Consider the following 14573-nt stretch of genomic DNA (forward strand, 5'->3'; position numbering starts at 1 on the left):
TGCCGCAGGTTGCAAGAATCCCGCCTCTTGCGAACACAAGCCTAGGCCGTAGACTCGTAACGCTTTAACCATAGTCGCACAGAGAAGAGCTTGATTGCCGCGAGATAGTTGTCGGCGCGTTTGTCGTAACGCGTTGCAATTCCACGCGCTTCTTTGATGCGGTTGAAGAACCGCTCGACGAGGTTTCGATAGCGATAGAGGAACGAACTGAAAGCGAAGGTCTTTTTTCGGTTTCGCTTCGCCGGGATGTTGGCGAATGCCTTCGCCTGAGTTGCCGTGGCGCGGATGGCGTTGGTGTCATAGCCACGATCTGCCAAAAGCGTCGTTCCGGCATGAAGTCTGGTGAGCAGATCTTCGGCGTAGCGACAATCAGCATGCTGACCTTCTGAGAGGCGAAGATCAATCGGCAGCCCATCGGCATCGACGAGAGCGTGGATCTTCGTTGTCAGGCCGCCTCTGGAACGTCCCATGCTTCGATTGGCGCCCCCTTTTTACCGGTGGCGCCATGCTGATGCACGCGAACACAAGACGAGTCGATCATCTGAATATCGCCGTCGAAGGCGGAAGAAATCGCCGTGAGAAGGTGATCCCAGACACCAGCCCGCCGCCAGCGGACAAAGCGATTATAACAGGTGGTGTGAGGGCCATAGCGTTCCGGAACATCGGCCCATGGGCTGCCGGTACGAAAGCGCCAGAGTATGCCGTTGATCACACGGCGGTCATCGACCCGCGGTACGCCGCGGCTGTTATTGGGCAGAAGCGGCTCGATCACCGCCCACTCGAAATCCGTCAGGTCAAAACGTCGGCGCATCAATGGTCTCCTTTCCAGAAACCATTGAATCAAGTCATCGCACCCATGTGAACCCCATTTATGGGTTTACGGCCTAGCGGTCAAAAACCAGAAGGCACCCGCGACGGCGCTGCGGAAAGGCAGGCGCTCCAATTCCACCATGACAGTTTTATGACAATTATTTGAACATTAAATAACAATAAACCGACAAATCCGGAGAAATGTGAATTTTTTACAACAATATATGCTTTCAAGACTTTCGTTGTTATAGGACTTCCGTTTTCAACCAAACCTCAAAAGGGCTATCTGATGAAAATCGGAAATTTCTCCAAGGGCGCTAAGGTCGCAGTCGTTGCCGCCGCCATGGTCTTCTCCGGCACTGTTGTTAATGCTGCCGACACGTCGCTGACCGGCTCGGGCGCCTCCTTCCCCTTCCCGCTCTACTCGGCCTGGTTTAAGGATTTTGGCCAGAAGACCGGCATCGAAGTCAACTATCAGTCCAAGGGCTCCGGCGCCGGCATTGAAGACTTCACCAACCAGGTTGTCGATTTCGCAGCCTCCGACGCCGCCATGAGCGACGAAGAGATCGCCAAGATCGACGGCGGCGTTATCCTGCTGCCGATGACGGCCGGCGAAATCGTGCTTGCCTACAACCTCGATGGCCTGGAAGACATCAAGCTTCCGCGCGACGTCTACCCGAAGATCTTCCTCGGCGAGATCACCAAGTGGAACGACCCGGCCATCGTCGCCGCCAATGAAGGCGTCGACCTTCCCGACGAAGACATCACCGTCGTCGTCCGCGCCGATTCTTCCGGCACCAGCTTCAACTTCACCAATCACCTCGCCGCCATCAGCTCCGATTTCGAGAGCGCTGTCGGCGCCGGCAAGACCGTTTCGTGGCCGAAGGCTTCGAACTTCATCGCTGCTCCGGGCAACCAGGGCATCACCGCCACGGTCAAGCAGACTCCCGGCGCGATCGGCTACATCGAATACGGTTACGCCCAGCAGACCAACACGCCTTACGCCAACCTGGAAAACCAGGCCGGCAACTACGTGAAGGCTGGCGCTGAAGCCGGTAAGGCCGCTCTTGCCTCGGCAGAATTCGACGAGCACAACCGCGCGTTCATCACCGACCCGAAGGGCGAGCAGGCCTATCCGATCGCAACCTTCACCTGGCTGCTGTTCTACAAGGAAGGCCAGGACGCCGACACCGTTGCCGCGCTGAAGGAAATGGTCAACTACGCCCTGACCGACGGTCAGGCCATGGCTGACAAGCTCGGCTACATCCCGCTGCCGGAAAACGTCATCGAACTCGACCAGAAGTCGTTCGCTGACATCGGCATGTAATATTCGGTCATTAGTGACCGTGGCCGGGGCGACGAAAGTACGCCCCGGCCTTTTGACTTGGAAGAGCAGAGCAACACGCCGTCAGACCGAAGCGCCAGCCCGGTCGCCGCACGCAGGAGCCTTGAATGGCCGACAAAACGAAAACCGCCCTGCCCTCAGACGGCAGCGTTTCGCGACCGCCGACCCGGTTTGAATATACCTATGACAAATCATTCCGCATCCTGACGCTGACCGCAGGCATTCTGACTGTCCTGCTGCTCGTCTATATCTTCTGGAAGATCGGCGGCCAGGCGGCTCCCGCAATGCAGAAATACGGTCTTTCGTTTCTGACCTCGGTGGAGTGGAACCCGGGCAAGAACGAATATGGCATCCTGGCCGAAATCTGGGGTACGCTCTACTCATCCTTCCTGGCGCTTATATTCGGCGGCGGTCTCGGCATCGCTGTCGCGATCTTTCTGACGCAGGGCTTCCTGAATGCCCGGCTTGCATGGGTGTTCCGCCTGATCGTCGAAATGCTGGCCGCCATCCCCTCCGTGGTCTTCGGCCTCTGGGGCATTTATGTGCTGATCCCGGCGATCCGCCCGATGGCCAACTGGCTGCACGACACGCTCCCCTTCGTTCCGTTCTTTTCCACAAAGCTTGCCGGTCCCGGCATGTTTCCGGCGATGATCGTGCTGTCGATCATGATCCTGCCGACAGTCGCCGCGATCTCCCAGGATGCCTTCCGCGCGATCCCGATGAAGATCCAGGAAGCCGCCTACGGCATGGGCACCACAAAATGGGAAGCGATCCGCAAGGTGATCATCCCGACGGCGTCCGGCGGCATCTTCGCCTCGCTGGTCCTCGGCTTCGGCCGCGCGCTTGGCGAGACCATGGCGCTTGCGATGCTGATCGGCAATTCGCAGCAGGTCTCGCTGTCGCTGTTTTCGCCGGCAACCACGCTCGCTTCGCTTCTGGCATCCACCTTCCCGGAAGCCGGCGCCAATCAGATCGGACCGCTGATGTACGCCGCTGTCGTGCTGCTCGTGATCACCATGGCCGTCAATATCATCGGCACTGTGATCATGAACTATACCTCCCGCCAGACCGTCACCTGAGAGAATGGATAACGAACCCATGACAACGACGACGGATCAGACATTCGTGAACCCCGAGGCGGTCGCCCTTGGCGATACCAATCTCACCTTCTCCTTCGCCGAGCGCCGTACACTCTGGAATTTCATCCAGACGCTGATCCTTTGGCTGCTGGCGGGCATCGCCGCCGTTCCGCTCATCTCGGTGCTGTGGATGCTCATCAGCCGTGGCGGCCTGCGCCTCAGCCTCGCCATTTTCACCGAACTGCCGCCCGCCCCCTTCGAACAGGGCGGCGGCATCGGCAATGCCATCGTCGGCACGCTGGTAATGGTGGCGATTGCAACGCTGATCGCGGTTCCGATCGGCGTTCTGGGCGGCCTCTATACCGGCCTCCTGAACCCCAATGGCAAGCTTTCCTCCATCATCCGCTTCGTCGGCAAGGTGCTGACCGGCTTCCCGTCGATCCTGTCGGGCGTGTTCGTCTACGCCTGGCTGGTGGTGGTGATGAAGACCTATTCGGCCCTCGCAGGCGGCATTTCGCTGTCGATCCTGATGCTGCCGACCATCCTGCTGACGGCCGAACAGGCCTTCCGCATGGTGCCGCAGCGGATGAAGGACGCAGCCTATGGCATCGGCTGCAACTCGACGCAGGTTGCCACCAAAATTGTTTTGCCGACCGCGATGCCGGGTGTTATGACCGGTGTCATGCTGGCGGTGGCGGGTGCATCCGGCGAATCGGCCCCTCTGCTGTTTACAGCGCTGTTTTCGAATTACTGGATCGGAAGCTTCACGGAGCCGACAGCGTCATTGTCGATCTTGATCTACAATTTCTCGGCAATGCCTTATGAAAACCAGATTGAACTTGCATGGACCGCCTCGCTAGTGCTTGTGCTCATCGTGCTTGTCTTCAACATCCTCAGCCGTTCTTTCGGCACACGCCGCGTATAGGAAAAAGGTCGAAAAGATATGTCTGCCACACTGGAAATGAACAGCGTCCAAACCGCCAATGAAAGCCCCGAAGTCGCCATCGGCGTGCGGATAGCGAAGATCTTTTACGGCGACTTCCTGGCCGTGCGCAATGCCGATGTCGACATTGAAAAAGGCAAGATCACCGGCTTCATCGGCCCGTCGGGCTGCGGTAAATCGACCGTGCTGCGTTCGCTGAACCGCATGAACGACCTGATCCCCTCCTTCAGCCTCGAGGGCCATGTCCATTTCCTCGGACAGGACGTCTATGGCAAGAATGTCGACCCGGTCGTCGTTCGCCGTCATATCGGCATGGTGTTCCAGCAGCCCAACCCGTTCTCGATGAGCATTTTCGAAAACGTTGCCTTCGGCCTGCGTCTCAACGGCTTCAAGGGCGATATCAACGGTCGCGTCGAAAAGGCGCTCCGCCGGGCGGCGCTGTGGAACGAGGTCAAGGACAAGCTGAAGCAGAATGGCCTGTCGCTTTCCGGCGGCCAGCAGCAGCGCCTTTGTATCGCCCGCGCGATTGCCACCGAACCGACCGTGCTGCTGATGGACGAGCCCTGTTCCGCGCTCGACCCGATCGCCACGCGCCAGATCGAGGAGCTGATGCTGGAACTGAAGAATGACTACACGGTCGCGATCGTGACCCACAACATGCAGCAGGCGATCCGCGTTGCCGACAAGACCGCCTTCTTCTCCGTCGACATGTCGCAGGGCAGCCGCACCGGCTTCCTCGTCGAGGTCGGCGAGACCAAGAAGATTTTCGAGAACCCGGAACAGCAGCTGACCAAAGAGTATCTGTCCGGCGAATTCAGCTGATCGGCGGCAGCGCCGGAACCAACACTCTGGGGCGGCTCTTTCGGGATGCCGCCCTTTTGGTATCCTACTCGAAGCGCGTTGATTTCAACGATCGCGAATGGCTACCCTGCGGAACTCAGGCCGAACAGACGGCCGAGCGGAAACCACGATGTTCAAACACGCACTCGACCTTGAGAAGATCGAAGAGAAGCTGCGCGATACCCAGCGCCAGTTCGACCGGATCAATGCGCTTTTGACCATGCCCCGTGACGGCATGCCCGACAGCATCATCGAGCACATGATGGAGGGCTATGCCTATGTCGACCGGCTGCTGCGCGACAATACCGACATCCTCAGGCTCGGCCAGTTTCACCACCTGCTGGAACTCAACCATCTCGTTCTCTGCGGCTCTTCCAAAGAGCGACGCGCGGAATTCCGCAACCATATCGAACGCACCGAAGCCCATTTCTACGACCGCGACCTTGGCGACATCGGCGGTCTCATCGAATGGTGCCAGCGCAATGCCGGAAAGCCGGTGCGCAAGCGCGCCGCCGGCGTCTATGTCCGGGTGCTCAGCCGTCCGCAGCTCTATATCGAGGGCAATCACCGCACCGGCGCGCTGATCATGAGCTACATTCTCGGCCGGGAGGGCAAGCCCCCTTTCGTGCTGACGCCTGAAAACGCGGAAGCCTATTTCAACCCGTCCACGCTGGTTCGCGACGCCCATAAATACTCGCTCGACGAGCTCATCAAGATCCCGAAGCTGAAGCGCTACTTTGCTGAATTCCTGAAGGAAAACGAGGACGAGAGCCTGATCGCCAAGCCCGAAGCGCTGGAGACGAATTGAAGGCTGAATGCCGGGCGACCGTCACGCCTTCTTCTGCCAGCGTCCTCCCTCGCCCTGCTGCCAGTAGGTGAGGCTGTGCTCGCCCTGCTTCAGCCGCTTCCATTCAGCGCGCGCCGCGGTCAGTTCATCGACATCGTGGCCATCAAACATCACCACGACGCGCTGATAGTCCTCGACGCCCGAAACCGGGGCGCCCTCGACAAAGAAGCGGATGTCGGCCTTGCCGGGATTTGCGTCCACGGTCGTCAGAAGCACGGGCTGGCGCTCCGCCTCCGGCTCGTCGGTCCGCCCGTGGGGAATGAAGCTGTCGGCGCGGAAGGTCCAGAGGACATCGTCCAGCCGATCGCGCTCTCCCTCGCTTGACGTCTGGATCGCGACCCGCCAGCCGCGCTCCAGGCTTTTCTCGACAAGCGGCGGCAGGGCGGCGTCGCGCAGCGATTCCGTCAGATGATAGAACAGGATTTCCGTCATCGCACGCCCCTGCCCCCTTCAGTCCCGGGCCTCATAATGAGCGCGCACCAGTTCGTCCAGAAGCCGCACCCCGAAACCCGATGCCCAGCCGCGATTGATCTCGTTCTTGGGCGAGCCCATGGCGGTGCCCGCGATATCGAGATGCGCCCAGGGCGTATCGCCCACGAAACGCCTCAGAAACTGCGCGGCGGTGATCGAGCCGGCATAACGCGAGCCGCCGGTGTTGCGCATATCGGCAAAGCGGCTGTCGACCATCTTGTCGTATTCATCGCCCAGCGGCAGGCGCCAGAGGTTCTCCTGGGTGCGCTCGCCTGCATCCGCCAGTTCCTTCGAAAGACCGTCATCATTGGAAAACAGGCCGGCCCGGTGCGAGCCGAGGGCCACCATGACCGCGCCCGTGAGCGTTGCCAGATCGATCATGAAACGCGGCTTGAACCGTTCCTTGCAGTACCAGAGCGCATCGGCAAGCACCAGCCGACCCTCGGCATCGGTGTTGATCACCTCGATCGTCTGGCCGGACATCGAGGTGACGATATCGCCCGGCCGCTGGGCATTGCCGTCCGGCATGTTCTCGACGAGGCCGAGAATGCCGACGACATTGACCTTTGCCTTGCGGGCGGCAAGGGTGTGCATCAGGCCGATGACGGCGGCAGCGCCGCCCATATCGCCCTTCATGTCTTCCATCGAGGCTGCCGGCTTGATCGAGATGCCGCCGGTATCGAACACCACGCCCTTGCCGACAAACGCGATCGGGCGCTCGTCATTGCCGCCGCCATTCCAGTGGATGACGGCAAGATAGGGCGGCCGCACCGAGCCCTGGGCAACGCCGAGAAGCGCGCCCATGCCGAGTTCCGCCATCTGCGCGCGATCGAGAATCTCGACCTTCGCGCCAAACGCGGCGAGCGCCTCGGCCTTGTCGGCGAATTCGCGCGGGCCGAGAATATTGGCGGGCAGGTTTACCAGTTCGCGCGCCAGCACCACGCCCTCGCCGACCGCCTGCCTTTCGGCAAAGGCAGCATTGGCGGCAGCGACGTCGCCGGCCACGATCTCGACCGCGATCTCGCCCTCCGTTTCGTCCTCGTCCCTGGATGTGGTCTTGAACCGGTCGAAGGAATAGCCGCCGAGAATCATGCCGAGTGCGAACTCCGCAAGCTCCGAAGGCGCGGCGGAACCGTCAGGATAGACCACCAGCTTCTTCGCCTTGCCGGCAAGCGAGGAAGCCTTGCCGCCCGCCCGGAGCCAGGCGTTGGAATTCAGCGCATCGCGCTCGCCGAGCCCGATCAGCACGATCCGGGCAGCATCGCTTTCGGCCGGCGCGAGCAGATCGAGCGTCGAACACAGTTTCGCCTTGAAGCCAGCGGTGGCCGAGGCCTTGCCATAGAGCGCCTCCCCCATGCCGATGGCCTGAAGGCCCGCCGGAACATGGCCGACGCTTGCCAGGACAATCGCCGTGTTTCCGTTGCTTTCAGCCTTTTCGACAAAAGATATCGAGAACTTCATTTCATGCTCCGGGTTCTGGTGTCATGGAATTGACAGGATAGGATGGGAGAGAGAAATCCACCCCTTGTTAACGCAACCGGCCATCAATGGTTGACCCCGCCCTCATAACACTTAAAACGACGAAAATGGAAACGGTGTGTGCGCCGCGCCGTCAACGAAACCGGAACCGCCGCAGTGCAGCAACACCATCAATGGCTTGAGAACCTGCCAGGGCGCCTCGGCGCCATGCAGCCGCTCAAGGCTGCGTTCATTCTGCTGCTCGCCCTGTGGCTGTTGTTGCTCGTGTTCTTCTACCTTTTTCCCGGCATCGATATCGCGGCCTCCAGGGCGTTCTTCCATCAGACGGGCTGCAGCACCAGCGCGCCCGCCGGCAGGATATGCGGCAGCTTTCCGATCGCAGCCGATGCCCTGCTTGGGTTTCTGCGCGAGGTCATCTTCTACCTGCCGATCATTCTCGGCCTCACCATCATCTATCGCCTGATCATTGCATGGTCCCATCATGGCGCCACCTATGACAAGGCGCTTGCCAACAAGCTGATGGCCGGCCTCGTCGCCCTGATCCTCGGCCCCGGCCTTCTGGTCAATACCGTCCTGAAGGAAATCTCCCACCGGCCGCGGCCGCGCAATACAGATATCTTCGGCGGCGACCTGGGCTTCGTGCCGGCCGGCGATTTTTCCGGCGCCTGCCAGTCGAACTGCTCTTTCGTTTCCGGCGAGGCCGCGGGCGCCGGCTGGCTGTTCTGCTATGCGATCTTTCTCGTTCCGGAACGCTTCCGGCTGCTGCTGACGCCGCCGCTGCTCGCGCTTTCGCTTGTTTCACCGGCCATGAGACTGGCCTATGGCGGCCATTATCTTTCGGATATCATTCTCGGATGGCTTGCATCGGTGGTGGTTTTTATCGGAACCCTATACATCTTCACCAGAAAGGAGCACGTCGGCCCGCTTCGCAAGACGACCTGACAACGGTCTTTTGCGCGACACCCGACACCCGATCGGCATGAAGATACTGGAACGCTACATATTGGCACGGGTTGTGCGCATGTTCCTGGCAACGTTGTTGCCGGTGCTGGCCGTGCTGTGGCTGACGCAGGTGCTCGGGCGCATCAACCTCGTGACCGACAGCGGCCAGTCAATCGTGTCGTTCCTGACGCTGGCGACGCTGCTACTTCCGACCGTGATCCCGACCGTGCTGCCCTTCGGCATCGTGCTCGGCACGGCGCAGACGCTGACCACGATGAACAATGATTCGGAGCTCGCCGTGATCGACGGCGCCGGCGCCGGCCGCTGGATCATCTACCGGCCGATATTGCTGTTTGCCGCCTTGCTCTGCGCCTTTTCCTTCATGCTCGACAATTATATCGAGCCGCGCTCGCGCGCCGAGGCGCGCAGCGTGATCGCCTCGGTATATGCCGACCTGCTCTCCTCCGTGATCGAGGAAAAGACCTTTCGCGAAGTCGAGGACGGGCTTTATATCCAGATTTCGGAACGCATGTCCGGCCGGGTGCTGAAAGGCCTTTTCGTGGCCGATTACCGCGAGCCGGAAAACTCCTACATCTATTACGCCAAGGAAGGCGCCGTCGATGAAAGCGGCAGCCAGCTCATCATGCGCGACGGACAGGTGCAGCGCGAAAACCAGGATGGCGACGTTTCCATCGTTCAGTTCGATTCCTACAGTTTCGATCTTTCCGAACTGACCAGCGACAAGAGCCAGACCCACCGGCGCGCGACCGACCGCGGCCTGCCCTACCTGCTCAATCCGCCCAAGGACGATCCCGATTATCTCGGTAATCCGGGGTCTTACCGCGCCGAACTTACCCGGCGGCTCACCGACTGGACGTTGCCCTTCATCTATGCCGTGTTCACGATTGTCATCGTGGGTGACGCCCGTTCCCACCGCGAGCGCCGCGTGCCGCCGATGGCAACCGCATTCGGCCTGACGCTGTTGCTGCGGCTGCTCTCCCATTTCAGCTCCAATCAGGCCGAAAACAACCCGATCTTCGTCTATGTCTGCTATGCGATCATCTTCGTCTCGCTGGCCATCGGGCTCTATCTGCTCCTGAGGCCGCGACGGGCGCGGCGCAAGACAGGGCCGCTCGGCCGGCTCATGGGCAGGCTATTCCGCCTGCCACACAGGGCCAATGGCGGAGGCGCGGCATGATCATCTCCGTTCTCGGTCGCTATTTCTTCGTCCGCTACGTTATTACCGTCGCCTGGTTCCTGTTCGGCGTTATATCGATCATCTACCTGATCGATTTCAGCGAGGTGGTCGGCAATATTTCGGAGGAAGCCGGGCAGAACCTGTTCGATGCCGTGCTGATCACCGCGTTGCGCCTGCCCTATATCCTGCAGCAGACAATCCCCTTCATCGCCCTGTTTTCGGCGATGGTGGCGCTGATCGCGCTCAATCGCCGCCACGAACTGGTCGTCGCCCGCGCCGCCGGAATTTCGGTCTGGCAGTTCATCATGCCGTTTGTGATCGGCGCCGCCCTGCTGGGCGCGGCAAGCGTTCTCGCGCTCAATCCGCTTGCCTCCTGGAGCCAGAAAAGATCCCTCGGGCTTGAAGCCGTCGGCGGCAAGCAGGATCAGGTGGTGCCGTGGCTCAGGCAGATAACCGACGGGCAGGACACAATCATCGGCGGCCGTGGCATTGCCGAAAACGGGACCGAACTGCGCGATGCAGTCGTGATCTATTTCGATGATCAGGGGGGAATCACCAAACGTCAGGATGCGGAGCGGGCCGTGCTGAGCGACGGGTGGTGGACCCTTCACGACGTGACCCAGACCGAGGCGGGCGAATTATCCACACATATGGACGAGGTTCAGGTAAAGACCAATCTGGAGCAGGATTTCGTCCAGCAGCACCTTGTCCAGCCCGATCTCGTGAGCTTCTTCGCCTTGCCAAGGCAGATTATGCTGGCTCGCCAGTTCGGAACCTCGACCAGCGCATTGGAAACCCAATACAACTATTTGCTTTCATTGCCCTTCCTTCTGGTCGCCATGACATTGATCGCTGCTACGGTCTGCCTCAAGTTTTCGCGCTTTGCGCAGTCGCCAACCGTTATTTTGGGTGGCATCCTGTCCGGGTTTCTGCTTTATGTGACGAGTGTTCTTGTAAAGGCGTTCGGCAGCAGCGGAATCCTGTCCCCGCTTCTGGCAGCCTGGATTCCGGTTGTCGTAGCGATGGCATTGGGTTTGACGATATTGCTGCATCAGGAGGATGGTTAGTGGTCCGGCGTAAATTGAGCGGATATCGCCTTGCCGGGCTGCTGGTCCTTGCCACCGCATTGACTCTGCCCGGCGCGGGTGTTCATGACATGGCCGCGGCGCAGGAAAGCATGCTGCCGGAGCCTCCGGCCGATGATCAGGGGCCCATGCTCCTGAGCGCCAACGAACTGGTCTACAACCACGATAGCCAGCAGGTCTTCGCGCTTGGCGGCGTCCAGATATTCTATGCCGGTTACCGCATGGTCGCCAACAAGGTCGAATACGACCAGAAGGCGGGCAAGCTGATGGCTTTCGGCGGCATCGAGGTCATCGATCCCGATGGAAACCGCCTGCGCGCCGAAAAGCTCGACGTCACCGACGACTTCGCAAACGGCTTTCTCGACGCCATCAGCGTGCGCACGCCCGACGACATCGCGATGGCAGGCGAGCGCGCCCAGCGAATCGACAATGATGTCATGGTGCTGGAAAACGGCGTCTACACCGCCTGCATACCGTGCGCGGAAAACCCGGAGAAGCCGCCGTTCTGGCAGATCCGGGCGCAGCGCGTGATCCAGAACGGCGTCACCAAGACGGTGCGGCTGGAGCATCCCCGATTCCAGCTCCTCGGCCACACGATCGCGATCCTGCCGACCGTCACGGTTCCCGACGGCAGCGTGAAGCGCAAGCGCGGCTTCCTGTTCCCGTCGATGAGCGTGGAGGAAAATCTCGGTTTCGGCATTTCCGTGCCCTACTATATTCCGCTGAGCCCGAGCGCGGATGTCACCTTCACCGGAACCGGTTACACCCAGCAGGGCTTCCTCCTCGAAGCCGAGTATCGCAAACTCTACCGCAACGGCCATCATACGCTGCGCATGGCTGGCATCGACCAGATGGGCAGCGACCGCTTCCCGGTCGGCACCAGCGACGCCGACAATGACGCGCGCGGCATGATCGCCTCCACCGGCCAGTTCCAGATCAACCCGCGCTGGGTGTTCGGCTGGGACGTCATGGCGCAGAGCGACACCAATTTCGCGCGGACATATTCGATCGACGGCCACGACGACCGGATCTTCAACAATCAGGTTTACCTTGAAGGCCTCGGCAAGCGCAGCGCGCTCTCGATCAAGGGCAATTATTTCGACGTCCAGGACGCCAACAGCCAGAATGCCAGCGAGGACGAGCAGGCGATCGTGCTGCCGGTCATCGATTATGACTATATCGCCCCGCGCCCGTTCGCCGGCGGCGAGCTTTCGATCACCAACAACCTCACCAATATCGTCCGGCAGAAGAACAACGTTGTCGAGACCTCGGTCAACGACCGGTTCCTCGGGCTTGAAGGCAACAGCACAAGGCTGACCAGCGAAGTCGAGTGGAAGAAGACCTTCACCACGCCGCAGGGCCTGCAACTGACACCGATCCTGGCCGCGCGCGCCGATGGTTATCTTCTCAATGTCGATGACCCCAATACGATCAACAACGGAGCCTACAGCTATTCCGGCGATTTCGTCGATCGGGATGCTGCGGCCCGGGGCATGCTGACCGCCGGTCTGGAGGTCAAATACCCGATGCTGATCACCAACGGCTTCAGCTCGCATATCCTGGAGCCGATCGGCCAGATTTTCGTCCGCCCGGACGAGCAGTATGCCGGCGGCCTGCCGAATGAAGACAGCCAGAGCTTCGTGTTCGACGCCACGACGCTGTTCGATCGCGACAAGTTTGCCGGATACGACCGGGTCGAGGGCGGCACTCGCGCCAATCTCGGGCTGCGCTATCGCGGCGTCTACGACAACGGCATCATGATCGACGGCCTGTTCGGCCAATCCTTCCAGCTCGCCGGCGCGAACTCGTTCGCCTCGCCGGACCTCGTCGGCGTCGGCCTGGAATCCGGGCTTGAAACCACCCGCTCCGACTATGTCGGCGCCGCCCAGATCACATTCCCCTTCGGCATCGGCCTCAACGGCTCCGCCCGTTTCGACGAGACCGATTTTTCGCTGCAGCGCACCGATGCGGGCATTACCTACACATCGGCGCGCTTCGACACCGCGCTCGACTACACCAATGTCGCGGCCCAGCCCGGCTACGCCTATGACGAGCGCAACAGCGAGCTGAAGTCGACCAGCACGTTCCGGTTCAATGACAATTGGGGCATCTCGGGGTCCTTGACCTATGACCTCAGCAACAATGTCCTGACGCGCCGCTGGGTGGGATTGAGCTATGAGGACATCTGCACCTCGTTCTCGATCACCTATCAGGAGAGCTGGGATACCGATAATTCCCAAGGGGTCGACTGGACCATCGGCGCGCGTCTGACCCTGCGCACTCTGGGCGATATCGCGATCGGTTCGGACAGTTTCGGCGGCAGTTTCTAGCGGCTCATCAAGCAGGGAATCGCGGCCATGCCTTGCTTTTGCCGCTGAAATGGACAAAACATTTCCCCCATAGGTTCAGGATCGACATGCGGCCGGATACACGGTCTCACATGTCTCCTGAAAGAACGCGGGACTTGAGGCGATCGGATGCGTTCGATCTGTTTCAGGCGAGACCGATACGCCCCGCGGACAAGAAATACGGATGCGGCCGCGATGGCGTTTCGCCCCGGCCGGGGAAAGGACAAGACATGATTGCCGCCAGATTTACCGTGAATGCCCTTGCCGCCGCAGTGATCGCCACGGCGTCGATCATCGGCATGCCCGCCCAGACGGCTTTCGCCAAGACCGTCGACATCGAGGTGATCGTCAACAACGTACCGATCACCAACGACGATATCACCAAGCGCAAGAACCTGCTGCGCCTGATGGGCACCAAGGGCGCAACCGACGCCAAGGCCCGCGAGGCGATGGTCGACCAGGCCCTGAAGCAGTCGGAGATCGCGTTCCGCGGCGCCTCCGTCACCCAGGTCGAGGTCGATGAAGCCTTTCAGAATTTCGCCAGCGGCAACAAGATGTCGGTCGCCCAGATGACCAGCGTCCTCAATCAGGCCGGTGTCGGCGCCGAACATTTCAAATTCTTCATCGCCGTGAGCATGAGCTGGGGCCAGCTTCTGCGCGCCCGCTATGGCACGAACACGCTGCTTCCCGACGACGAGTTCATCACGCAGCTCGAACAGGCGGAGAAGGAAGGCAAGAAGCCCGAAACCACCGAGTATCTGCTGAAGCGGATCATCTTCGTGGTACCGGAAAAAGAGCGGGGCTCGCTGCTTGGCAAGCGCAAGAATGAAGCCGAGGCCGCGCGCAAGAAGTTTCCGGGCTGCGATCAGGCCATTTCCTTTGCCGCGACCATGAATGACGTCACCGTTGTCGATCTCGGCCGTTTCCTTGAACCGCAGCTGCCTGCCCAGTGGAAGGATCCGGTCATCAAGTCGACCGGCGACACGACGTCTGTGATCACAACGCCAGCCGGCGCCGAATTCCTGGCGGTGTGCGAGCGCAAGACCGCCAATGACGACTATGCCGCCCGCCTGGTGCTGAGCAGCAAGGAGGATTCCGCTGAAGTGGATACCGACGCCGAAAGCCAGAAATATCTCGACGAACTGCGGGAAAAGGCCCAGATCGTCACCCCGGGCAAGTCGTAATC

At 60.5% G+C, this 14573-nt stretch carries 13 protein-coding genes; 10 read left to right on the plus strand and 3 right to left on the minus strand.

All coding sequences use genetic code 11. The features are described from left to right. Positions 1 to 41: 41 nt before the first annotated feature. Positions 42 to 814, minus strand: a protein-coding gene (locus HQ843_RS19890) for an IS5 family transposase (RefSeq protein WP_246710122.1) whose coding sequence is annotated in 2 segments (ribosomal slippage) — positions 42 to 484 and positions 484 to 814 — 774 coding nt in all. Because the reading frame shifts where the segments join, the coding sequence is not laid out codon by codon here. A 285-nt stretch (positions 815 to 1099) separates the two neighbouring features. On the opposite strand from HQ843_RS19890, the gene pstS reads away from it, so the two are divergent. The 5 genes from pstS (at position 1100) to HQ843_RS19915 (ending at position 5825) form a co-directional block, all read left to right on the plus strand. After that, entirely contained in the window at positions 1100 to 2137 is a 1038-nt protein-coding gene (gene pstS / locus HQ843_RS19895; protein ID WP_180901550.1) for a phosphate ABC transporter substrate-binding protein PstS, read from the plus strand. Between the two features lie 125 nt (positions 2138 to 2262). Continuing rightward, complete coding sequence (gene pstC / locus HQ843_RS19900) at positions 2263 to 3234, plus strand: phosphate ABC transporter permease subunit PstC (protein WP_180901549.1); 972 nt, start codon at positions 2263 to 2265, stop codon at positions 3232 to 3234. Between the two features lie 19 nt (positions 3235 to 3253). After that, positions 3254 to 4159: a phosphate ABC transporter permease PstA gene (gene pstA, locus HQ843_RS19905; RefSeq protein ID WP_180901548.1), complete on the plus strand. Its 906-nt coding sequence runs from the start codon at positions 3254 to 3256 to the stop codon at positions 4157 to 4159. A gap of 18 nt (positions 4160 to 4177) precedes the next feature. Then, on the plus strand, positions 4178 to 4999 hold the full coding sequence (gene pstB, locus HQ843_RS19910; RefSeq protein ID WP_180901547.1) for a phosphate ABC transporter ATP-binding protein PstB: 822 nt from the start codon (positions 4178 to 4180) through the stop codon (positions 4997 to 4999). 148 nt (positions 5000 to 5147) lie between these two features. After that, entirely contained in the window at positions 5148 to 5825 is a 678-nt protein-coding gene (locus tag HQ843_RS19915; RefSeq protein WP_180901546.1) for a hypothetical protein, read from the plus strand. Positions 5826 to 5846: 21 nt separating this feature from the next. Here the strand turns inward: HQ843_RS19915 and HQ843_RS19920 are convergent, their stop codons facing one another. Both HQ843_RS19920 and HQ843_RS19925 read right to left on the minus strand, forming a co-directional pair. Continuing rightward, positions 5847 to 6296, minus strand: a complete 450-nt coding sequence (locus tag HQ843_RS19920) for a DNA polymerase III subunit chi (RefSeq protein ID WP_180901545.1) — start codon at positions 6294 to 6296, stop codon at positions 5847 to 5849. Between the two features lie 18 nt (positions 6297 to 6314). Next, positions 6315 to 7796, minus strand: coding sequence for a leucyl aminopeptidase (locus tag HQ843_RS19925; protein WP_180901544.1), 1482 nt, complete (start codon positions 7794 to 7796; stop codon positions 6315 to 6317). Positions 7797 to 7934: 138 nt separating this feature from the next. On the opposite strand from HQ843_RS19925, the gene HQ843_RS19930 reads away from it, so the two are divergent. The 5 genes from HQ843_RS19930 to HQ843_RS19950 all read left to right on the plus strand — a co-directional run bounded on the left by HQ843_RS19930 (position 7935) and on the right by HQ843_RS19950 (position 14571). Then, entirely contained in the window at positions 7935 to 8756 is an 822-nt protein-coding gene (locus HQ843_RS19930) for a phosphatase PAP2 family protein (protein ID WP_246710170.1), read from the plus strand. Between the two features lie 37 nt (positions 8757 to 8793). After that, positions 8794 to 9954, plus strand: a complete 1161-nt coding sequence (locus tag HQ843_RS19935) for an LptF/LptG family permease (protein WP_371822159.1) — start codon at positions 8794 to 8796, stop codon at positions 9952 to 9954. Beyond that, positions 9951 to 11021 (plus strand): LPS export ABC transporter permease LptG, encoded by a 1071-nt coding sequence (gene lptG, locus HQ843_RS19940; RefSeq protein WP_180901543.1) that lies wholly within the window; start codon positions 9951 to 9953, stop codon positions 11019 to 11021. Before HQ843_RS19935 ends, lptG begins: the two co-directional genes overlap by 4 nt. A gap of 110 nt (positions 11022 to 11131) precedes the next feature. Further along, on the plus strand, positions 11132 to 13369 hold the full coding sequence (locus HQ843_RS19945) for an LPS-assembly protein LptD (RefSeq protein WP_180902105.1): 2238 nt from the start codon (positions 11132 to 11134) through the stop codon (positions 13367 to 13369). Between the two features lie 248 nt (positions 13370 to 13617). Beyond that, the gene (locus HQ843_RS19950; protein ID WP_180901542.1) at positions 13618 to 14571 is read left to right on the plus strand and encodes a peptidylprolyl isomerase; all 954 of its coding nucleotides are present in this window, start codon (positions 13618 to 13620) and stop codon (positions 14569 to 14571) included. The last annotated feature ends 2 nt before the right edge of the window (positions 14572 to 14573 follow it).

Source organism: Martelella sp. NC20 (assembly GCF_013459645.1).
In the GTDB taxonomy this organism is placed as follows: Bacteria; Pseudomonadota; Alphaproteobacteria; order Rhizobiales; family Rhizobiaceae; genus Martelella.

Excerpts from the sequence above, each read along its gene's own strand:
- HQ843_RS19950 (WP_180901542.1), top strand. The coding sequence starts at position 13,618 with ATGATTGCCGCCAGATTTACCGTGAATGCCCTTGCCGCCGCAGTGATC.
- HQ843_RS19925 (WP_180901544.1), bottom strand. The coding sequence starts at position 7,796 with ATGAAGTTCTCGATATCTTTTGTCGAAAAGGCTGAAAGCAACGGAAAC.
- HQ843_RS19920 (WP_180901545.1), bottom strand. The coding sequence starts at position 6,296 with ATGACGGAAATCCTGTTCTATCATCTGACGGAATCGCTGCGCGACGCC.
- pstC (WP_180901549.1), top strand. The coding sequence starts at position 2,263 with ATGGCCGACAAAACGAAAACCGCCCTGCCCTCAGACGGCAGCGTTTCG.
- HQ843_RS19945 (WP_180902105.1), top strand. The coding sequence starts at position 11,132 with ATGCTGCCGGAGCCTCCGGCCGATGATCAGGGGCCCATGCTCCTGAGC.
- lptG (WP_180901543.1), top strand. The coding sequence starts at position 9,951 with ATGATCATCTCCGTTCTCGGTCGCTATTTCTTCGTCCGCTACGTTATT.
- pstS (WP_180901550.1), top strand. The coding sequence starts at position 1,100 with ATGAAAATCGGAAATTTCTCCAAGGGCGCTAAGGTCGCAGTCGTTGCC.
- HQ843_RS19915 (WP_180901546.1), top strand. The coding sequence starts at position 5,148 with ATGTTCAAACACGCACTCGACCTTGAGAAGATCGAAGAGAAGCTGCGC.
- pstB (WP_180901547.1), top strand. The coding sequence starts at position 4,178 with ATGTCTGCCACACTGGAAATGAACAGCGTCCAAACCGCCAATGAAAGC.
- HQ843_RS19935 (WP_371822159.1), top strand. The coding sequence starts at position 8,794 with ATGAAGATACTGGAACGCTACATATTGGCACGGGTTGTGCGCATGTTC.
- pstA (WP_180901548.1), top strand. The coding sequence starts at position 3,254 with ATGACAACGACGACGGATCAGACATTCGTGAACCCCGAGGCGGTCGCC.